This is a genomic window from Modestobacter sp. SYSU DS0511 (genome assembly GCF_054050755.1).
In genome coordinates this window covers 35,706-55,418 of the sequence record NZ_JBJGZY010000016.1, presented here as the reverse complement: position 1 = coordinate 55,418, position 19,713 = coordinate 35,706, and the positions used below count along the sequence as shown (strand labels likewise).

General features: G+C 75.7%; 20 protein-coding genes. 13 read left to right on the top strand and 7 right to left on the bottom strand.

Annotated elements, in window-relative coordinates; translation table 11 throughout:
- Positions 1 to 23: 23 nt before the first annotated feature.
- Positions 24 to 1,325, bottom strand: coding sequence for a serine--tRNA ligase (serS, locus tag ACI783_RS10165; protein ID WP_457140339.1), 1,302 nt, complete (start codon positions 1,323 to 1,325; stop codon positions 24 to 26).
- Positions 1,326 to 1,413: 88 nt separating this feature from the next.
- On the opposite strand from serS, the gene ACI783_RS10160 reads away from it, so the two are divergent.
- The 3 genes from ACI783_RS10160 (at position 1,414) to ACI783_RS10150 (ending at position 3,635) form a co-directional block, all read left to right on the top strand.
- On the top strand, positions 1,414 to 2,847 hold the full coding sequence (locus ACI783_RS10160; protein ID WP_457140338.1) for a GuaB1 family IMP dehydrogenase-related protein: 1,434 nt from the start codon (positions 1,414 to 1,416) through the stop codon (positions 2,845 to 2,847).
- A gap of 13 nt (positions 2,848 to 2,860) precedes the next feature.
- A complete protein-coding gene (locus tag ACI783_RS10155; RefSeq protein WP_457140370.1) occupies positions 2,861 to 3,208 on the top strand; it encodes a metallopeptidase family protein in 348 nt (115 codons plus the stop codon).
- A gap of 88 nt (positions 3,209 to 3,296) precedes the next feature.
- Complete coding sequence (locus ACI783_RS10150) at positions 3,297 to 3,635, top strand: GroES family chaperonin (RefSeq protein WP_457079335.1); 339 nt, start codon at positions 3,297 to 3,299, stop codon at positions 3,633 to 3,635.
- A 177-nt stretch (positions 3,636 to 3,812) separates the two neighbouring features.
- Here the strand turns inward: ACI783_RS10150 and pheA are convergent, their stop codons facing one another.
- Positions 3,813 to 4,781 carry a prephenate dehydratase gene (gene pheA, locus ACI783_RS10145; protein WP_457140337.1) on the bottom strand — a complete coding sequence of 323 codons (969 nt, stop codon included), beginning with the start codon at positions 4,779 to 4,781 and terminating at the stop codon, positions 3,813 to 3,815.
- Between the two features lie 113 nt (positions 4,782 to 4,894).
- Here pheA and ACI783_RS10140 point away from each other — a divergent pair, with 113 nt between their 5' ends.
- The 4 genes from ACI783_RS10140 to ACI783_RS10125 all read left to right on the top strand — a co-directional run bounded on the left by ACI783_RS10140 (position 4,895) and on the right by ACI783_RS10125 (position 11,123).
- Positions 4,895 to 6,706 (top strand): GGDEF domain-containing protein, encoded by a 1,812-nt coding sequence (locus ACI783_RS10140; RefSeq protein ID WP_457140336.1) that lies wholly within the window; start codon positions 4,895 to 4,897, stop codon positions 6,704 to 6,706.
- A complete protein-coding gene (locus ACI783_RS10135; protein ID WP_457140335.1) occupies positions 6,703 to 9,534 on the top strand; it encodes a diguanylate cyclase domain-containing protein in 2,832 nt (943 codons plus the stop codon). The genes ACI783_RS10140 and ACI783_RS10135 overlap by 4 nt, the downstream gene beginning before the upstream one ends.
- A 302-nt stretch (positions 9,535 to 9,836) precedes the next feature.
- The gene (locus ACI783_RS10130; RefSeq protein ID WP_457140334.1) at positions 9,837 to 10,433 is read left to right on the top strand and encodes a TMEM165/GDT1 family protein; all 597 of its coding nucleotides are present in this window, start codon (positions 9,837 to 9,839) and stop codon (positions 10,431 to 10,433) included.
- 102 nt (positions 10,434 to 10,535) lie between these two features.
- The gene (locus tag ACI783_RS10125) at positions 10,536 to 11,123 is read left to right on the top strand and encodes a diguanylate cyclase domain-containing protein (protein WP_457140333.1); all 588 of its coding nucleotides are present in this window, start codon (positions 10,536 to 10,538) and stop codon (positions 11,121 to 11,123) included.
- Positions 11,124 to 11,210: 87 nt separating this feature from the next.
- Here ACI783_RS10125 and ACI783_RS10120 read toward each other — a convergent pair whose 3' ends face one another.
- Positions 11,211 to 12,110 carry a haloalkane dehalogenase gene (locus tag ACI783_RS10120; RefSeq protein ID WP_457140332.1) on the bottom strand — a complete coding sequence of 300 codons (900 nt, stop codon included), beginning with the start codon at positions 12,108 to 12,110 and terminating at the stop codon, positions 11,211 to 11,213.
- Positions 12,111 to 12,209: 99 nt separating this feature from the next.
- Here ACI783_RS10120 and ACI783_RS10115 point away from each other — a divergent pair, with 99 nt between their 5' ends.
- The 3 genes from ACI783_RS10115 to ACI783_RS10105 all read left to right on the top strand — a co-directional run bounded on the left by ACI783_RS10115 (position 12,210) and on the right by ACI783_RS10105 (position 15,116).
- Complete coding sequence (locus ACI783_RS10115) at positions 12,210 to 12,986, top strand: MerR family transcriptional regulator (RefSeq protein WP_457140331.1); 777 nt, start codon at positions 12,210 to 12,212, stop codon at positions 12,984 to 12,986.
- Positions 12,987 to 13,133: 147 nt separating this feature from the next.
- Positions 13,134 to 14,225, top strand: a complete 1,092-nt coding sequence (locus tag ACI783_RS10110; protein ID WP_457140330.1) for an FUSC family protein — start codon at positions 13,134 to 13,136, stop codon at positions 14,223 to 14,225.
- A 612-nt stretch (positions 14,226 to 14,837) separates the two neighbouring features.
- The gene (locus tag ACI783_RS10105; protein ID WP_457140329.1) at positions 14,838 to 15,116 is read left to right on the top strand and encodes a hypothetical protein; all 279 of its coding nucleotides are present in this window, start codon (positions 14,838 to 14,840) and stop codon (positions 15,114 to 15,116) included.
- 83 nt (positions 15,117 to 15,199) lie between these two features.
- Here ACI783_RS10105 and ACI783_RS10100 read toward each other — a convergent pair whose 3' ends face one another.
- Together ACI783_RS10100 and ACI783_RS10095 are read right to left on the bottom strand one after the other, a co-directional pair.
- Positions 15,200 to 15,994 carry a methyltransferase domain-containing protein gene (locus ACI783_RS10100; RefSeq protein ID WP_457140328.1) on the bottom strand — a complete coding sequence of 265 codons (795 nt, stop codon included), beginning with the start codon at positions 15,992 to 15,994 and terminating at the stop codon, positions 15,200 to 15,202.
- Between the two features lie 38 nt (positions 15,995 to 16,032).
- Entirely contained in the window at positions 16,033 to 16,659 is a 627-nt protein-coding gene (locus tag ACI783_RS10095) for a hypothetical protein (RefSeq protein WP_457140327.1), read from the bottom strand.
- 243 nt (positions 16,660 to 16,902) lie between these two features.
- On the opposite strand from ACI783_RS10095, the gene ACI783_RS10090 reads away from it, so the two are divergent.
- Both ACI783_RS10090 and ACI783_RS10085 read left to right on the top strand, forming a co-directional pair.
- The gene (locus ACI783_RS10090) at positions 16,903 to 17,244 is read left to right on the top strand and encodes an STAS domain-containing protein (RefSeq protein ID WP_457140326.1); all 342 of its coding nucleotides are present in this window, start codon (positions 16,903 to 16,905) and stop codon (positions 17,242 to 17,244) included.
- A 68-nt stretch (positions 17,245 to 17,312) separates the two neighbouring features.
- Entirely contained in the window at positions 17,313 to 17,741 is a 429-nt protein-coding gene (locus tag ACI783_RS10085; protein ID WP_457140325.1) for a hypothetical protein, read from the top strand.
- A 16-nt stretch (positions 17,742 to 17,757) separates the two neighbouring features.
- On the opposite strand, the gene ACI783_RS10080 is transcribed toward ACI783_RS10085, so the two are convergent.
- Both ACI783_RS10080 and ACI783_RS10075 read right to left on the bottom strand, forming a co-directional pair.
- Positions 17,758 to 18,048, bottom strand: a complete 291-nt coding sequence (locus ACI783_RS10080) for a DUF1540 domain-containing protein (protein ID WP_457140324.1) — start codon at positions 18,046 to 18,048, stop codon at positions 17,758 to 17,760.
- Positions 18,049 to 18,157: 109 nt separating this feature from the next.
- Entirely contained in the window at positions 18,158 to 18,412 is a 255-nt protein-coding gene (locus tag ACI783_RS10075) for a hypothetical protein (RefSeq protein ID WP_457140323.1), read from the bottom strand.
- Positions 18,413 to 18,490: 78 nt separating this feature from the next.
- Here ACI783_RS10075 and ACI783_RS10070 point away from each other — a divergent pair, with 78 nt between their 5' ends.
- Positions 18,491 to 19,711 (top strand): arginine deiminase, encoded by a 1,221-nt coding sequence (locus ACI783_RS10070; protein WP_457140322.1) that lies wholly within the window; start codon positions 18,491 to 18,493, stop codon positions 19,709 to 19,711.
- Positions 19,712 to 19,713: the final 2 nt, after the last annotated feature.

Genomic DNA, 19,713 nt, shown 5'->3' with positions numbered 1-19,713 from the left:
GCCGCCGTCGGGCCGGCCAGCGCTCACGCGGCGGGGCCGGGGGCGACCGCAGCCAGCGCCATGCCGGGGGTGAGCACCTCGTGGCCACCCAGCCACGGGCGCAGCGCCGCGGGCACGTGCACCGAGCCGTCGGCCCGCTGGTGCACCTCGAGCAGGCAGGCGATGGTGCGGGCGATCGCGCACAGCGTGCCGTTCAGCGTCGCCGCCGGCTGCGGCTTCCCGTCGGCGTCGCGGTGCCGGATCTGCAGCCGGCGGGCCTGGAACGTCGTGCAGTCGGAGGTGCTGGTCAGCTCCCGGTAGGTGCCCTGGGAGGGGAACCACGCCTCGATGTCGAACTTGCGGGCCGCGCTGGTGCCCAGGTCGCCGGCGGCGATGTCGACCACCCGGTACGGCAGCTCGAGGGCCTGGAGGAACTCCTCCTCCCACTGCAGCAGCCGGCGGTGCTCGGCGGCAGCGTCCTCGGGCGCGCAGAAGCTGAACATCTCGACCTTGTCGAACCAGTGCACCCGGATGATGCCGCGGGTGTCCTTGCCGTAGGACCCGGCCTCCCGGCGGAAGCAGGAGGACCACCCGGCGTACCGCTTCGGGCCGGCGGAGAGGTCGAGCACCTCACGCGCGTGCATGCCGGCGATGGCGACCTCGGAGGTGCCGACCAGGTACAGGTCGTCGCGCTCGACCCGGTACACCTCCTCGTCGTGCTCGCCGAGGAAGCCGGTGCCCTCCATCGCCTCCGGCTTGACCAGGGCGGGGGCGACGACGGGGGTGAAGCCGGCCGCGACGGCGCGGGTGATGGCCAGCTGGGCCAGCGCGAACTCCAGCAGCGCGCCGGGGCCGGTGAGGAAGTAGAAGCGGGCGCCGGAGACCTTGGCGCCGCGCTCCATGTCGATGGCGCCGAGCGCCTCCCCGATCTGCAGGTGGTCCTTTACCTCGAAGTCGTAGCTGGGGACCTCGCCGACGGTGCGCAGGGTGACCGCGTCGTCCTCGCCGCCGGGCGGGACGTCGTCGTGCACCAGGTTGGGGATGCGCAGGTGCAGCTCGGTCAGCGCGGCGTCCGCGGCGCGCTCGGCCTCCTCGGCCTCCTTCACCTGCGCGGCCAGCGCCTTGGCCCGCTCCAGGACGGCGGGGCGCTCCTCGGGGGTGGCCTTCTTCACCGCCTGCGAGGCCGCCTTCTGCTCCGCGCGCAGGTCGTCGGCGACCTTCACCGCGGCCCGGCGGTCGGCGTCGGCGGTCAGCAGCCGGTCGACGAGGGAGTCGTCGGCGCCCCGGGCGCGCTGGCTGGCCTTGACCCGCTCGGGGTCCTCACGCACGAGTCGCAGGTCGATCACACCGCTGATCGTAGGTGCCGGGCCCTGGCGCCACCGAACCCTCGCAGTCCGCCGGTGCGCGGGTGTCCAGGTGCGGGACACTGGTGCCATGCGCTTCCTCGGCGACCGCCGCCCGGACCACGACCTCACCTACAGCGACGTGTTCATGGTGCCGGGGCACTCCACGGTCGGCTCCCGCCTCGAGGTCGACCTGACCACCCCCGACCGGGTGGGCACGACCATCCCGATCGTCGTCGCCAACATGACGGCGATCTCCGGCCGGCGGATGGCCGAGACCGTGGCCCGCCGCGGCGGGCTGGCGGTGCTGCCGCAGGACATCCCGATCGACGTCGTCGGCGAGGTCGTCTCCTGGGTCAAGGCCCGGCACACCGTCTACGACACCCCGATCACGCTCAGCCCGACGTCCACGGTCGCCGAGGCGCTGTCGCTGATGGGCAAGCGGGCGCACGGCGTCGTCGTCGTGGTGGAGGGAGGCCGGCCGGTCGGCGTGGTCACCGACGGCGCCTGCCAGGGCGTCGACCGGTTCACCCAGCTGTCCGGGGTGATGACCGCCGAGCCGCTGACCATCCCCGCCGGCACCGACCTGCCCAAGGTCTTCGACGTGCTCTCCGCCGAGCGGATCAGCGCCGCCCCGGTCGTCGACGGCGACCAGCTGGTCGGCCTGATCACCCGCAAGGGCGCGCTGCGCTCGGCGATCTACGCCCCGGCGCTCGACGCGCAGGGCCGGCTGCTCGCCTCCGCCGCTGTCGGCATCAACGGCGACGTCGCGGGCAAGGCGGAGGCGCTGCTGGCGCACGGTGTCGACGTGCTCGTGGTCGACACCGCCCACGGCCACCAGGAGAAGGCGGTCGAGGCGGTGCGCGCCGTCCGCGCCGTCGCCGGGACCACGCCGGTGGTGGCCGGCAACGTGGTGACGCCGGAGGGCACCCGCGACCTGGTCGAGGCCGGGGCCGACGTGGTCAAGGTCGGCGTCGGTCCCGGCGCCATGTGCACCACCCGGATGATGACCGGCGTCGGCCGCCCCCAGTTCTCCGCCGTCGAGGAGTGCGCGGCCGCGGCGCGGGAGCTGGGCAAGCACGTCTGGGCCGACGGCGGGGTCCGCCACCCCCGGGACATCGCCCTGGCGCTGGCCGCCGGCGCGGCGAACGTGATGATCGGCTCCTGGTTCGCCGGCACCTACGAGAGCGCCGGCGACCTGTACGACGACGGCACCGGCCGCCGCTACAAGGAGAGCTTCGGCATGGCGTCGGCGCGGGCGGTCAAGGCCCGCACCGCCACCCAGAGCGGCTTCGACCGGGCCCGCGCCGGGCTGTTCGAGGAGGGCATCAGCTCCTCCCGGATGTACCTGGACCCGGCCCGGCCCGGGGTCGAGGACCTCATCGACCAGATCGTGGCCGGCGTCCGCTCCTCGGCCACGTACGCCGGCGCGCGCACCGTCGACGAGCTGCACGAGCGGGCCGTGCTGGGCGTGCAGAGCGCGGCCGGCTACGAGGAGGGCCGCCCGCAGCCCACCAGCTGGTGACGGAGGCCCGGTGATGCAGGCCCTGCCGCAGGAGCGGTTCGAGGAGCTGGTCGCCGACGCGCTGGACCAGGTGCCGGCCGAGCTCATGGCGCTGCTGGACAACGTCGTCGTCCTGGTCGAGGACCGGAACCCCGAGGAGCCGGACCTGCTCGGCATCTACGAGGGCTTCGCGCTGACCGAGCGCGGCTGGGACTACGGCGGGGCGCTGCCGGACCGGATCATGATCTACCGGGTGGCGATCTGCGACGTCTGCGAGGACGAGGAGCAGGTGGTCGACGAGGTCGCGGTCACCGTCGTGCACGAGATCGCGCACCACTTCGGCATCGAGGAGGAACGCCTCCACGCCCTCGGCTGGGGCTGATGAAGGACAGCCTTGCCCCCGCCCCTCGGGGGCTCGGGACGGGGCCCTGCACGGGGGCCGTTCCAGTCCGTCACCTAGCGTTGGCCACGTGCCCGAGGACGCCGACCGCACCGCCCCCCGCCTGCCGATCCAGATGCTGCACGACCGCCTGCTGGTCGCCCTCCGCAAGGAGGACGGCGACCGGCGCTCGACCGGCGGCATCCTGATCCCCGCGACCGCCCAGGTGGCCAAGCGGCTGGTGTGGGGCGAGGCCAAGGGCATCGGCCCGAACGTGCGGCAGATCAAGGTCGGCGACCAGGTGCTCTTCTCCCCGGAGGACCAGCACGAGGTCGAGGTGCACGGCGAGGACCTGATCATCCTGCGCGAGCGCGACGTGCACGCCGTCGCCGCCGCCCGGATCGAGGAGAACACCGGCCTCTACCTCTGAGGCAGGGCGCCTCGCCCCGGCGTGCGTTCGTCGTCGGTCCAGCGGGGCAGGAGTGACGTCGTGCGCCCACCGGAGTCGAAGGGACGGAACGGTCCGGCACCCAGGGGTGTTCAGAGCGTCCCTGTGCGCGCACACTGGGTGATCATGACGGTCGGTGCGCGACCCCGGGACGGTGGCTCAGCCCTGCCCGGCGGACCCGGCGCGCACCCGGGCCAGCCACTCCTGCGCCGCCGCGAACGCGGCGTCGCCGACCCGCTCCGCCACCGGCTTCCCGGGCTGCGCGTCCGCGCGCGGGTACGAGCCCAGGAACCGCACCTCGTCGGCCTGCCGGTGCAGCGCGGCCAGCGCGTCGCCCACCCGCTGGTCGGCGACGTGCCCCTCGCAGTCGATGGAGAACGAGTAGACGCCCAGCCGCTCCCGGGTGGGGCGCGACTCGATCCGGGTCAGGCTGATCCCGCGCACGGCGAACTCGGCCAGCAGGTCCAGCAGGGCGCCGGTGCGGTCTGCGACGACCGCGGTCACCGTGGTCTTGTCCGACCCGGTCGGCTCCGGCAGCGGTCCCGGCCGCTCGACCAGCACGAACCGGGTCACGGCGCCCGGGTGGTCCGCGACGTCGCCGGCCAGCGCCACCAGCCCGTACCGCTCGGCGGCGATGGCGGCGCAGACCGCGGCGTCGTGCTCGCCGGCGGCGACCCGGCGCGCGGCGTCGGCGGTCGACCCGGTCGGGACGACGTCGGCCCCGGGCACCAGCTCGGCGACCCGGGCCCGGCACTGGGCGAGGGCGTGCGGGTGGCTGGCCACCGAGCGCACCGCGGCGGCGTCGGTGCCGGGGCGCACGGCCAGCACGAAGGCGACCGGCAGGAACACCTCGCGGGTGATCACCAACGGCGCACCGTCGACCAGCCCGTCCATGGTGGCCGGCACCGAGCCCTCCACCGAGTTCTCCAGCGGCACGAGGGCGGCGTCGCGCTCACCGGCGCGCACCGCGGAGAGCGCGGCGGCGACGCTGGGCGCGGGGTGGACGTCGACGGGGGGACCGGCCTCGGCACCGGAGGTCAGCACGGCGAGGGCGGCCTCGGCGAAGGTACCCTCGGGACCGAGATAGGCGAACCTCGTCGGCGCTGTGCGGGAGTCTGCGCGCGGCATCCGGTGAGGGTAGTGCGGCCGCGCCGGATCCAGGTCCCGGCGCGGGGGGAGCTGCCTCGTCACCGGCCGGGTACGTGCTCGTCACGTCCCCCGACAGTTGACAGGAGGTACGCGTGACCGCGGCGCCCGAGACCCTCGAGCCGATGCTCGACACGGTCCGCTGGCGCCTCCTGGCGGCCAGCAGCGCCGGGGACGCCCGGGCCTTCACCGCCGAGCTGGACCGGGCCGCCGTCGTGCTCACCGCCACCCGGCAGCCCTCGTGGAGCGCCTGGTCGCACGCCTTCAGCGCCCGCGCCCTCCTGCTGGACGGCGACACCGACGGGGCCGCCTCCGCCGTCGCCGCCGCCCGCGCCGCGCTCGAGCGCTGCCCGGTGTCGGCCGAGCGCGCGCTGACCCTGGCCTACCTGGCGCACGTGGAGGTGAGCGCCGACCGGTACGACGCCGCCCTGCACCTCGCCGTCGACGCGAGCCTGCTGGCCGACCAGCTCGGCGAGCAGATCGGCGCGTCCGGCACCCCTTCCCGGGCGCTGCACCAGGCACACCACTGGCTCTCGCTCGCGCTGACCCGGCTGGACCTCGAGGAGCTCGCCGTCAGCCAGGCCCGGCGCGGTGCCCGCGTGGCCGATCGGCTGCCCGACCTGGGCGACCGCTGGCAGCTGCTGAGGCTGTGCGCCCAGCAGCACGTCGAGCTGGCCCAGACGGTGCAGCGGCGGGGCGACCTGGCCCGGTCCCGCGAGCTGGCCGAGGCGGCGCTGCGCTACGCCACCACCGCCCGGGAGCTCGCCTGGGAGCCCACCGATGCCGACGTCGACCTGCTCGACGTGGTGCAGGCCTGGTCGCTGGCCCTCACCGGCGACCTGGACTCCGCGCTCCCCCCGCTGCGGCGCGTCCGGCGCCACCTCGCCGCCGGTGACACCGGCCCCTGGCTGGCCGGCTACGCCGACCTGGCGCTGGCCCGGTTGCTGGCCCGGCTGTGCGCCCGGCAGGCCGCCGCCCGTCCCGGCCCACGCGCCGGCACCCCGCCGCCAGAGCTGGGCGAGGAGTCACTGCAGCTGCTCGTCTCGGCCACCGGCGCCTTCGCCGCGGCCGGTGACCTGCGCCGCTACCGCCAGTGCCTGCTGGAGCTGGGCCAGGCGACCGCGGCCCTGGGGCTCACCGGGGAGGCGCTGCACTGGCTGGACGCCTACCGGTCCGAGACGAGCCGGGCGCACCTGCGCAGCCGGGAGCTGTGGGCGGAGATGTTCGTCCGGCGCAGCCGGCTGCGGGAGGCCGAGCGGCAGACGGCGGTGCTCCGGCGGCACGCGATGGAGGACACCCTCACCGGGCTGGGCAACCGGCGCAGCGCCGAGCAGCGGATGGCCGAGCTGCGCGACGACCGGGAGCCGGTCTCGCTGGCGGTGGTCGACATCGACGGCTTCAAGTCCTTCAACGACGAGTACTCCCACCTGCACGGCGACGCCGTGCTGCGCACGGTCGCGACGCTGCTCGAGGAGCACAGCCGCACCGGCGACGAGGTCTTCCGCTGGGCCGGCGACGAGTTCCTGGTGCTGCTGCCCGACACCGGCGAGGCGCAGGCGGTGGTCGCCATGGAGCGGCTGCGCAGCGCCGTCGCCGACGCCGACTGGGCCGCGTTGCAGGTCCCGGCACCGCTGACGGTCAGCATCGGGGTCGCCAGCACCGACGCGCCCGGAGCCGCCGGCGCCCGGACGTGGCGGCAGCTGTTCGACTGCGCCGACCTCAACCTCTTCGCGGCCAAGCGCGGGGGCCGCAACCGGGTCCGCGCCCCGGGCGGCGACCAGCCACCGGCCACGCCGGCCCGCGCCCCGGCCGCCACCACCTCGGTCGACGACCTGGTCTCCCGGGTGCTCAGCGGCGCACCCCGCCGGCCCGGCTGGGCGTTCGACGACGGCGAGGTGGTCTCGTGACCCTGCGCCTGAACGGCTCCCGGGGCGACGACACCGCCCAGCGGGCCGACGCCCAGGTGCGTGACACGCCCGGGGCCACCGTGCAGAGTGCCCTCGTGCCGCCCGGACTCCTGCACCAGCGGGTCAGCTCCGCGTTGGCCAACTGGGAGCTCGACCAGGCCGAGAGGCTGCTCGCCGAGGTCGAGGGCGAGCTGCCCGCCCCGCCGGCCGACGAGCGGGGCGGCGCCCGGGCGTCGCTGGCCCGGGCCTGGGCCGACACGCTGCGCGCGGAACTGCTGGTCCGCCGGCTGCGGCTGGCCGGCTGGTCGCTGCTGGGCGAGCCGCTCGTCGACGGCGGGCCCGAGCAGGAACCGCCGCTGGACCTGCAGGGCAGCGCCGCCGGCGACGACGAGCCGGTCGACCGGGAGACGCGGTCGGAGTCCGCCGAGCGGGCCGCGCAGGCGATCGCGCTGGTGCGCTCGGCGCGCGCCGCGTTCGACGCCCAGGACGACGGCCTGCAGCGGGCCGCCGGGCTGGTCCGGCACGCGCGGATCGAGCTGCTGTCCCACCGGGTCGACGCCGCGATGGACGAGGCGGTGGAGGCGGCCAGCCTGCTGGACCCGGCCATGCCGCCCGGTCCACTGCTGGTGCACACGCTCAGCGCGCTGGCCGGGGTGCTCGCCGACCTGGAGTTGATGCCGCTGGCGCTGGACTACCAGCGTCGCGCCGCCGAGGTCGCCGCCGCCGCGGCGGCCACCGCGGACGACGGCGACCTGGCCCGCAGCCTGGTGGGCGAGGCCGCCACCCGGCTGGCCGCGCTGTCCGCCGAGGTCGGCGAGGGCGTGCTCGACGACGGCGGGCTGGAGTCGGCGCACGCCGCTTTCACCGAGGCCCGCCGGCTGGCCGAGCGCGCCCTGGAGGAGCTGCCGGCCGACGACCCCGCCGTGCTGGACGCCCAGGTGGTCCACGGCTGGGCGCTGGTCGGGCTGGGCGAGCACACCGCGGCCCTGCCGCTGCTGGGCGCCGTCGTCAGCGCCGCCGAGCAGGCCGGCGACCGGTCGCTGCTGGCCTCGGCGGAGCTGGGCCTGGGCCGGGCACTGCGCCGGTCCGGCGAGCCGCGCCGCGCCGACGACCACCTGGCCGCCGCGCTGACCGTGGCCACCGAGCACGGGCTGGCCCGGCTGCGCCGGGCAGCGCTGCGCGAGCTGTGCACCCTGCACGCCGACCTGGACGACGCCGCCCGCGCGCTGCCCTACCTGCAGGCCTACCTCGCCGACGAGCTGGACCGGGTCGACGAGCGGCGCACCCGCTGGGTGGAGCTGTTCGGCCGGCGCAAGAGCCTGCTGGAGACCGAGCGGGCCGCCGGCCAGCTGCGCCGGCAGGCCTACGAGGACCCGCTGACCCACCTGCCCAACCGCCGGTACGCCGAGGCCCGGCTCGACGGGCTGCTCACCTCCGGCGCCGCCCCGGCGCTCGCGGTGGTCGACATCGACCGGTTCAAGGCGATCAACGACGCCGCGGGCCACCCCGGAGGCGACGCGGTGCTCCGGGCGGTCGGCCAGCTGCTGGTCGACGGCTGCCGCGACACCGACGAGGTGTGCCGCTGGGCCGGTGACGAGTTCGTCATCCTGCTGCCGGAGACCACGGCCGAGCAGGCGGAGCGGGCGATGGAGCGGATCCGCCGCTCGATCGCCACCCACGACTGGTCGGCGCTCGGCGTCGAGGGGCCGGTCACGATCAGCGTGGGCATCGCCCAGGCCGCCCGCGGCGACGACCGCCGCACCTTGTTCGCCGCGGCCGACGGCGTCCTCTACGACGCCAAGCGGGCCGGCCGCGACCGCGTCGTCCGGCTGTCCGGGGTGACCCAGACCCGGGCCGCGGACGGGGCCGATGGGGCCGGTGTGACGGCGCCCGGCACGGCCTCCGGCGAGGTCCCGGGCTCGGCCGGCGTGGCGCTTATCGTCGGCGACGTGAGCACCTCCCCGCTGGCCGACCGCCCCACCGACGACCAGCCGGAGAGCGACCTCAACGGCTTCGCGTCCCTGCTGATGGAGCCGCCGGTGCAGCCGGCGCGCCCGCGCAGCCCGCTGGACGAGCTCTTCGGCTCGGTCCCCGCGGCCCGGCGGCCGCGCACCGAGCAGCCGGCCGATCCCGAGCCCGCCCCGGCCCCCGCGCCCACCCCGGCGCCGGCGCCCGCGCCCGCCCCGGCGGCCCACCCGGTGGTCACCCCGTTCGGGCCGGACGTCATCTGGGCCACCGGCCGCAGCACCGAGCAGGTGCTGGCGCTGGTCCGCGAGGCCCGCCGCGACCACCCCGACCACCCGGCCGTGGTGGTGCGGGCCAGCGCCGAGACCCTCGTCGCGCTGGCCAGCGAGCACGACGCGTACACGACGATGGACGGCGTGGCGATGGCCGCCGCCGTCGGCCCGGTGCCCGAGGCGGTGGGCCGGATCGCGGTGCTGTGCGCCAGCAGCGGCGACACCCCGATCGCCGCCGAGGCCGCGTTCGTCGCCCGGGTCAGCGGCGCCGAGGTGGTGCGGGTCGAGGACGTCGGCGGCAGCCGGATCCGCCCGCTGCTGGCCGACCCCTCCCTGCTCTCCGACGTCGACTGCCTGGTCGTCGTCGCCGGCCTGGACGCCGCGCTGGCCAGCGTGGTCAGCGGCCTCACCGAGGTGCCGGTGGTCGCCGTCCCCACCTCCGCCGGGCAGGCGAACACCTTCGGCGGGTTCAGCGCGCTGCTGACCATGCTGAACTCCGCGGCGCCCGGCGTCGTGGTGAGCAACATCGACAACGGCTGGTCCGCCGGCGTCTTCGCCGCCCGCATCGCCCGCCGCACCGCCCGCGACTGACCCCTCCCGCGCGCCGGCCGCCGCACGCCACCCGCCGGGGCGGGGCCGATCGGGCGTGGGTGCCCGCCGCGGCGGTGGCCGTGCTGCCCACCCCGGGGCATCGGCTAGTCTCCTGGGCCGAGAAGGGGAGTAGCCCCCCGACCGCTGGTCGACATGCTGGCGCGCTCGCGCGCCCGGTCAGCGGGCCCGTGCTCCGGCGCGGGTGGGCGAGACCTTCGGCCTCGCGGCCACCTTGATGGTGCGCCGCCGGTCGAGGGCTGCCCCGCATCCCCGCCCGGCGGCGCCGAGCGGAAGAGAGCACTGTGGTCCCCTCGGTCGTCCTGGCCGCCTTCGTCCTGATCCTGCCTGCCGAGCTGCCGGACAAGACGCTGTTCGCCACCCTGGTGCTCGCCACCCGGTTCCCGGCACTCCCGGTCTTCGTCGGCGTCGGCACGGCGTTCGGGCTCCAGGTGGCGATCGCCGTCACCGCCGGCTCGCTGCTGTCGCTGCTGCCCGACGCGCTGGTCAGCGGGGTGGTCGCTGCCCTCTTCCTCGTCGGCGCGGTGCTGCTGTGGCGCAGCGCGAAGGAGGGGCCCGAGGACGCCGAGGCCGCCGCGGCCCGCGAGCAGACGTCCTTCCTGCGCGCGGCGGCCATCTCCTTCGGCGTGCTGTTCGCCGCCGAGTGGGGCGACCTCTCGCAGCTGGCCACCGCCGGGCTCGCCGCCCGCTACGAGGAGCCGCTGTCGGTCTTCCTCGGCTCCTGGGCCGCGCTGCTCGTCGTCTCCGGCCTGGCCGCCTTCCTCGGCCGCAAGCTCGCCGACCGGCTGCCGGTCGCGCTGATCCGCCGGGTCGCCGCCGTGCTGTTCGCCGTCTTCGCCGTCGTCGCGGTCGTGGAGACCGTCCGCACCCTGGCGGGCTGACTCCTCCCCCGGGGTCAACCGGCGCTCAAGCCGGCGGCCGGTGCTGCCGACTCCTGATGCGACGGCCGAGGTGCGGCCGCCCAGCGAACGGGAGCACCGACCATGGAGACCATCCGCTTCGAGCAGTCGCAGGATGTGCTGGTGCAGACGGCCGCCGTCGTCGCCGCCCAGCGGCAGTTCGCGCAGCGGCTGCGGCAGCGCACGGTCCCCGACCCGCTGACCGGTCTGCCGGTGCGCAGCCTGCTCATCGACCGGCTCGAGCTCGCGCTCGCCGCCACCGGGCCGGACGCCGGCCGGCTGGCGGTGTTCTCCTGCAACCTCGACGGGATCACCGCCGTGGAGGACACCCACGGCCGTCCGGTCGCCGACGCTGCCCGTGCCGAGGCCGCCGGCCGGCTGGTCTCTGCCGTCCGCCAGGGCGACGTCGTCGCCCGGATCAGCGCGCAGACCTTCGTGCTGCTGTGCCCCGGCATCATCGACCCCGCCGACGCGGAGGGGATCGCCCGCCGGGTCGCCGCGGCCTTCGACGCACCGCTGCAGCCCGCTCCCGAGCTCTGCTGCCGGATCCGGCTCAGCGTCGGTGTGGCGCTGTCCGGGCGGGCGTCGACCCCCGAGTCGCTGATCGCCTCGGCGAACGAGTCGATGACCCGGATCCGGCACGAGCGCCAGGGCAGCGGCCGCCACGGCTGACCCGCCCCTCTCCGCAGGCAGAGGAAGCTCCGCACCCGGTCCCAGCGGACAACCGGGTGGAGAGCCTCCTCTGCCTCGTCCGGGAACTCAGCGCAGGGTCGGGATCCACTCCGCCAGCGCGCGGCCGATCTCATCCGGGGAGTCCTCGGGCACGAAGTGCCCGCCCGGCACCGTGACCTCGGTCAGCGCCGGCCACCGCCGCACCTTGGTGCGCTGCCGGCCGACCAGGATCGACCCCGGCTCGGCGTTGAGGAACAGCTTGGGCACCTCGCTGTGCGCCAGCCACTGGCCGTACCGGTCGACGACGTCGTGCACGCCCGGCGGCACGTGCTCGATCGGGATCTGCCGCGGCCACTCCAGCGTCGGCCAGCGGTCCGCCCGCTCGCGGAACGGGGCCCGGTACCGGTCGTGCGCCTCCGCCGACAGCCCGCGCCGCACCTCCGCCGGCAGGATCTTCTCCACGAACACGTTCTGGTCGAGCACCTTGCGCTCACCGTCCGCCCCGCGCATCGCCTGGAACACCGGCTTGGCCGCCCGGGGCCAGTCGGCCCAGATCATCGGGGTGACGATCGCCTCGGCGAACGCGATGCCGCGCACGGCGTCGGGGTGCTGGGCGGCCCAGTCGAAGCCCAGCCCCGAGCCCCAGTCGTGCAGCACGAGGGTGACCCGCTCGGTGACGCCGACCGCGTCCAGGAAGCCGGCCAGGAACTGGGCGTGCCGGTCGAAGGAGTAGCTGCCCGGCCCCGGGTCGGGCAGCTTGTCCGACTCCCCCATGCCGATCAGGTCGGGGGCGATGCAGCGGCCCAGGTGGCGCACGTGCGGGATCACGTTGCGCCACAGGTAGGACGACGTCGGGTTGCCGTGCAGGAACACGATGGGATCGCCCTCCCCCACGTCGACGTAGGCCATCTCGTGGTCACCGACCCGCACCCGGGAGCGCGGGAACGGGTCGTCAGCGGGCACGGGCGTGCGGGCGTCATCGGCCATGCCCAGATGCTCCCCGTGGCGCACCTGCCGCAAACGGCTTGACCCTGACCCGACGTCAGGCTGTTCCGTGGTCTCCGTCGACGAGAGAGAGGAGGGGCGATGAGCTGGACGGTGGGCGAGCTGGCCCGGCTGGCCGGCGTCACGGTGCGCACGCTGCACCACTACGACCGGATCGGGCTGGTGCGGCCCAGCGAGCGCACGTCGGCGGGCTACCGCAGCTACGACGTCCACGACCTGGACCGGCTGCAGCAGGTGCTGGTCTACCGCGAGCTCGGGTTCCCCCTCGACGAGGTCGCGACCCTGCTGGACGACCCCGACGCCGACCCCGCGGTGCACCTGCGCCGGCAGCACCGGCTGCTGCGGGACCGGCTCGAGCGCACCCGGGCGATGGTCGCGGCCGTGGAGAAGGAGATGGAGGCACGGCAGATGGGGATCTCCCTGACCCCGGAGGAACGGTTCGAGGTGTTCGGCGACTGGCTCCCGGAGGAGTACGCCGCGGAGGCCGAGCAGAAGTGGGGCGGCACCGACGCCTGGGCGCAGTCGCAGCGCCGGACGACGGCGATGAGCAAGGACGACTGGCTGCGGGTCAAGGCGGAGACCGACGACGTCGAGCGCCGGTTCGCCGCCGCGATGGCCGCCGGCGTCCCCGCCGACTCCGCGACCGCCATGGAGATCGCGGAGGAGCACCGGCAGCAGATCAGCCGGGAGTTCTACGACTGCTCTCCGGAGATGCACGCCGGCCTGGGCCGGATGTACGTCGAGGACGAGCGGTTCGCCGCGCACTACGACCGGATCGCCCCCGGCCTGGCGCAGTACGTGAGCGCCGCCGTCCAGGCCAACGCCGCCCGGCAGGACGGCGACGCCGGCCCGGGTTGAGCCGCGGACCCTGACGGTGAGCCACGCTGTGGCGCGGCTCACCGTCAGGCGGGGCGGGTCGACCCGGCGCCCGGCGCCTCCCCCGGGAGGTGGACGTCACCTCCGGGCCACGTGCGCACCGCGGCCGGCCGCCCGCATGCTGACGGGGTGGGGTGGGTGATCGCGCGGCTGCAGCAGCCGTGGGTGCAGCGGGCGGTACGGGCGGCACTGGCGGCGGGGCTGTCCTGGCAGGTCGCGCTGCTGCTGCCGCCGTCGCTGGCCGCGTACGCCTACTACGCGCCGCTGGGCGCGGTGATCGCGGTGAGCCCCACGGTGGCGGACTCCGCGTCGGCGGCCTGGCGCAGCATCGTGGCGATCCTGGTCGGGTTCGCCCTCGCCGTGGCGCTGTTCGAGGCCACCCGGGGCGTCTCCAACGCCATCACCATCGCGCTGATCGTCGCGCTGGCGATCGTGGTCGAGCAGTGGCGGTGGCTGTTCCGCGAGCAGGCCGGCTGGGTCAGCTTCGCCGCCGTCCTCATGCTCACCGTGGGGACGGCGGACCCGGCCGAGTACGCGCTCCGGTACGCGGGGCTGACGCTGCTGGGCGCCGTGATCGGCGTGCTGGTGACCAGCCTGCTGTTCCCACCGCTGCAGCTGACCACCGCCGAGCAGCGGATCGCCCGCACCCGGACCCTGCTCGGCGAGCACCTGGAGACGATCGCGACGTCGTTGCGCAGCGGGCAGGTGCCCGAGCTGGGTGAGTGGGAGGTCCGCGGGGAGGAGCTGGACCGCGCCCTGGACCGGATGCGTTCCGCCGAGGCGATGGTCGAGCGTGCGCGGCGGGCGAACCCCCGGGCCCGGCGCTGGCGGGGCACGGCGAGCAGCATCCGCGAGCAGTCCCGCGCGCTGGACCGCGTCGCCGTCCTGATCGACGACCTCACCACGCTGGTGGTGGAGTTCCAGCCGCACCGGCGCGGGCTGGACCGGGTGGACGACGGCACGGGCTGGGTGCTCGCCGATGCGCTGGACGGCCTGGCCGGCGTGGTCCGGATCCCGTACCACGCCACCGACACCGAGCCGGACGACCGGGATGCGGCCATCACGACGGCGCTGACCGCGGCGGACCGGCTGACCGCGCTGCTGCGGGGCTCCGAGATCGGCGACGACGAGGGCTTCTTCGCCCTCGCGGCGGTGACCATCGGGATGCACCGCTCGCTGGCGACCCTCGAGGCGCACGTCCGCTTCCCCCAGGCCGCCTGAGCCGCCTCCGCGGTTGCACGTGGAACGTCCGCCCTCGGCGGGGACCGGACGACGCCGTCCTCGAGCCCGGTTGAGCTCCGGTGCTCGTGAGCCGCGTCGGTGAGGTCCTCGTCCCCGGCACGGCTGGGGCGCAGCTCCCGGTGGCTGCTCGCCTCCTCCGCGGCGTCCGACACCGCTTGACCCTTGCCGACGACGGCGTGGCGCGGATGGTGATGCGCGGCCGGGAGCTGGACGGCTGGCTGCTGGTCTCCGCCGACGTGCTGGGACGACGAGGACGCGCTGCGCGGCCGGGTCGCCACCGGCCGCGCCGCCGCCCGGGGCCTGGCCGCCTCGCCGGGCCGACACCGGTTGAGCTCGGCAGCAAGGTCGTTTGACAGATGTGCGCAAGTCGAACGACGTTCCGGCAGCTCGGGACGCCAGTACCGCCGGCGCGTTTCTGCAGTGCTGCGGCGTGTTGACCCGGCATCCTCCGTGGCGTGACGACGGCTGACGGCCCCCGGTGCATCAGTTGGGCGAGATGACCAGACCGACCACGGGGCAGCCCCGTGTGCGCGCGCATCCGGGCGTCGCGCTCCTGCTGCTGGCTGCTGGCTGACCGTGGGCACACTCGCGATGGCCTGGGCACCGGCACTCGGAGACGGCCGCAGCCAGGTCTGCCTCGACCGGGGAGTGCCGTACTCCCCGCCCTATGAGAGCTGGGGCGTCAACACCGCTGAGTCCTGGCTTCCGCTGGGTCTCACCTGCACGTGGACGGACCCTGCCACCGGCATCGTCGTCCGCCAGGAGCCGGCCTGGACGCCCACGGCCCTGGTCGGGGTGAGCTTCCTGTCGGGCCTGGCGTGGCTGTCGGTCCTCAGCTGGCGCAGCCGCCGGCCTCACCCCATGACCTGACGGCTGAAGGACGCCGCATCGCCTCGCCGGTGCTCCGATTCGAACCCCCACTTGCGCACAGAGCATCACACCCTGCTGCCGACTCACACCCGGATGAGCAGCTCGCCGTGCAGCATGCCGAGCCAGCCGTCGTCGGCCGCCACCCAGGCCAGCCACGCGTCCGCGACCTCCTGCAGCTCCGCCGGGCTGGCCAGCCCGTGGGCCACCGCCTGCTCGGCGAACGCCGACGCCGTCGCCCGCCCGGCCCACGACCGGCCCCACCACTCCCGCTCGGCCGGGCTCGCGAAACACCAGGCCGAGGTGGTCGCGGTGACCTCCCGCAGTCCGGCGGCGTGCGCCCAGGACAGCAGCCGCCGCCCGGCGTCCGGCTCGGCGTCGTTGCGCCGGGCCACCTGCCCGTACAGCTCCAGCCAGCGGTCCAGGCCCGGCGCGGCGGGGAACCAGGTGGTCGCGGCGTAGTCGACGTCCCGGACGGCGACCACTCCCCCGGGCCGGCAGACCCGGGCCATCTCGCGCAGCGCAGCCACCGGGTCGGTCAGGTGCTGCAGCACCTGGTGGGCGTGCACCACGTCGAAGGAAGCGTCCGGGAAGGCCAGCGCGTAGCCGTCGCCGACGGCGAACTCGACGTCCACCCCCGCCCGGGCGGCGAGCTCCCGGGCCTCGGCCAGCGGGGCGGGCGCGACGTCCAGCCCGACGACGCGCCCCGGCGCCACCCGGGCGGCGACGTCGACGGTGATCGTGCCCGGCCCACAGCCCACGTCGAGCACGTCGATGCCGGGACGCAACGAGGCCAGCAGGTACCCGGCGGAGTTCTCCACCGTGCGCCAGCGGTGCGACTGCAGGACCGGCTCGGCGTGCCCGTGCGTGTAGGTGTCCACCCGCGCAGGATCCCCGAGTCAGACCATGCAGTGGGACGTCACTCCCATGAGGTGGGATTGTCGGCGGCGCGGACGACGGACACCGCGCCGAGGGCCTCGACCAGGAACCCGGACGCCGACAGCACCTCGGCGACCGCGGCGTTCATCGTCTGCTGCACCGCGGCGTCGGTCTCCGGGCCGCGCACCCGCCCCACCGACGTCCGGTCGTGCTGGGTCCAGGAGACGACCACGCCGTCCCGCTCGGGGCTCGGCGTCAGGCACACCCCGCCCAGCGCCCGGTCCGCCGTCCGGCCCGCGCAGTCGTGCAGCGGCAGTCCGGCCTCGGCGACGGCGGCGGTGATCTCGCAGACCAGGCCGGTGAGCGGGTCGGCGTCGGAGATCAGCGGGTCCCAGTCGTCGGCCAGCCGGTCCAGCAGCGCGGACAGGTGCGCCAGCCAGGTGCGGTCCTCGGGGGAGAACTGCCGCGACAGGGTCCCGTCGGGCCGGCACGAGCCGTAGCCCGGCTCGGCGAACCAGCCGTCGGCCGTCAGCCCGGTGACGGCGGCGTCCAGCTGGCTGGGGAACGGCCCGGCCAGGACGACGCCGTCCTCGTCGACCAGCCACCAGGCGGCGTCGGCACCCCGCCCCACCGCCGTCCTGGGCTGGTGCCCGTTCGACGCACTCACGCCAGAGACCCCCACTGTTCGACGACCGCGCCGGGGAAGTCGGCGCGCTCTGCAACCGTCATCGGCAGGCCGGGCTCGAACGGTCACCGCCGCCCGCCCCGCTGACCCCAGCTCCCCCACCGCCTCCGGGCGCACCGCCGCCACCGGGTGGCCGCCCACCCCCTCCGGGCGAGCCCGCCCGACTGACCTGCGGCTTCACCCCGGACCACGTTTCAGCCGGGATGAGCGGGTACCCAGCCCCCCGTGACCATCGGCCCGGATCGCAGCGGATCGGGCGCGGTCGTCCTCGCGGAGGACGGCTCCGGCCCCCTGCTCCGCTTCAGCGGTCGGATCGACCGGGAGACCGTGCGCCGGTTCCGCCGCGAGGTGCCGCCGTCGTCGTGGCCGGAACGGGTCGACCTCGAGGCGGTGACCGCCCTGGAGGCGGCGGGGCTGGAACTGCTGGTGCACCTCGCCCGCAAGCCGCGCCGCCGGGGCGCCGAGCTGCAGCTGCTGCACCTGCCCGACCGGCTGCGCCCCGTGCTGGAACGCGCCGGGCTGTCCTGGCTGCTGCCGCGCCCCGACGACCGGGCCGCGCCTGCCTGACCTGCGCAGCTGGCGCCTGGGCAGTCGATCAGGTTAGCCTCGCCTCACTCGACGTGAGGTGGGTTTCGATGGGTCTGCGACTGCCGGTCGGCGGCGTGACGGTGCTGCTGGGGCCGGCGGCGACGCGGGCGGCCACCATGGCCGCGCTCGACCCGGGCAGCGCCCGGTGCGCCGGGGGCCACGCGTCGCTGCCCGTGCTGCGGCTGACCGCCTCGCCCGACGACGACGTCCGGCACCGACTGGGCGCCGTCGAGCAGGCGCGCGCCGGCGCGGCGTCCGTCGTCCTCGTCGACCACCTGACCGACGGACTGGCCGCGCGCGACCGGCACACGGTGCTCGCCGCGCTGCGGGGGGTCGCGACGGCGGGGCGGGCCGTCCTCGTGGACGACGGCGACCCGGTCGCGGCGCTGTCGGTGGCCGACGGCGCGCTGCGCACGCCGACCCTGGCCCTGGAGCCGGTGCCCTGCGCCGACCAGCTGGAGCAGCTGGTCGGCTGACCCGGGCCCCGGTGGGTCAGCGCGTCGTGTAGGTGAGGCAGTCGGCCTTGTCGGCGGCGGAGCCGACCTGCACTGCGGACGCGCGGCACTCCAGTGCCTCGTTGTGCACGCAGTCCGAGCGGTGGCAGGCACCGACCACGCCGGTGCGGTCGAGCCCGGCGCGGAAGGAGATCTCCACGAAGGTGCCGCAGTGGGCGTGGTCGCCGCCGACGGTGATGGCGCCGGCGTGGCAGGTGTGCTCGGCGTTGTACGAACAGCTGTCGACCGAGCAGTCCTGCACCTGGGGCATGTCCAGCATCTGGGTCATGACCCCAGGCTGGCAGCACCCGACCGACCCCGCCAGCCAGGGAAGGCTGACCTGAGCTGCACCTACGCGCCTGACCAGGCCTTTCCGGAGAGGCCGCGCGACACGCCGGTCAGCCGCGCGGGCGTCGGCCCACCGGCGGCAGCCGGGTGGCGAGCGCCCGGGTGGCGTAGCCGCCGACGACGGCGGCCGCGATCAGCACGAGCAGCAGCCCGAGGAAGCCGATCCGTCCGACGCCCGCCACCTGCAGCAGGAGCAGCAGCACCGCGCCCACCAGCAGGGAGAGCCCCGCGGCGAGCAGCACGACCAGCCACCGCGGCTGGCCGCCGGGAGTGGGCGGCGGTGGGGGCGGGTCGACCGGCGTCACACCCGTAGTGGACCACGGCCGCCGGCCTCACCCGTTCCGGGCTGGCCGCCGCCGTCCCGATCGGCGAGGCTCGACGGCATGACCGCCCCCTGCTCGGTGACCAGCGAGGTCGGCCGGCTGCGCACCGTGCTGCTGCACCGGCCGGGCGCGGAGCTGCGCCGGCTCACCCCGCGCAACAACGACGAGCTGCTCTTCGACGGCGTGCCGTGGGTGGCCCGGGCGCAGGAGGAGCACGACGCGTTCGCCGCGGCGCTGACCGAGCGCGGCGTCGAGGTGCTGCACCTGCACCGGCTGCTCACCGAGACGATGGCGGTGCCCGCGGCGCGCGACGAGGTGATCGCCGCCGCCGTCGACGACCCGCGGCTGGGCGCGACGCTGCAGCACGCGACCACCGCGCACCTGTCCGGGCTCGCGCCCGACGACCTCGCGCAGGCGCTGATCGCCGGGGTCGCCCACGACGAGCTGCGCGGTGGCCGGGGCCTGGCCTACCAGCTGATGGGACACGGGGACTTCGTCGTACCGCCACTGCCCAACCTGATGTTCACCCGCGACTCGTCGGTGTGGGTCGGTGGGCAGGTGGCCGTCACGTCACTGGCGATGCCGGCCCGGGCGCGGGAGAGCGCGCTGACCGCGGCGCTGTACACCCACCACCCGCGGTTCGCCGGCGCCGAGCGGCTCTACGGCGCGCACCTGGAGCACCTCGAGGGCGGCGACGTGCTGCTGCTCGCGCCCGGGGTGGTGGCGGTCGGCGTCGGCGAGCGGACGACGCCGGGCGGGGCCGAACGGCTGGCCCGGCGGGTGTTCGCCCGGGGGCTGGCGCACACCGTGCTGGTCGTCCCGATCGCCCAGGAGCGGGCCACGATGCACCTGGACACCATCGCCACGATGGTCGACGTCGACGCCATGGTGATGTACCCGGCGGTCGCCGACTCGCTGCAGGCCTGGACCGTGACCAGCGACGAGCTGCCCGACGACGCGGACACGGTGGAGCTGACGGTGCGCGGGCCGCGGCCGTTCCTGGACGCCGCGGCCGAGGCGATGGGCATCGACCGGCTGCGGGTGATCGACACCGGACTCGACCCGGTCACCGCCGAGCGGGAGCAGTGGGACGACGGCAACAACACCCTCGCGCTCGCGCCCCGGCTGGCGGTGGCCTACGAGCGGAACACCGTCACCAACGCGGCGCTGGAGAAGGCCGGCATCGAGGTGATCGCGATCGCCGGGTCGGAGCTGGGCAGCGGCCGCGGCGGCCCGCGGTGCATGTCCTGCCCCGTGCTCCGCGACCCCGTCCCGACGTAGCC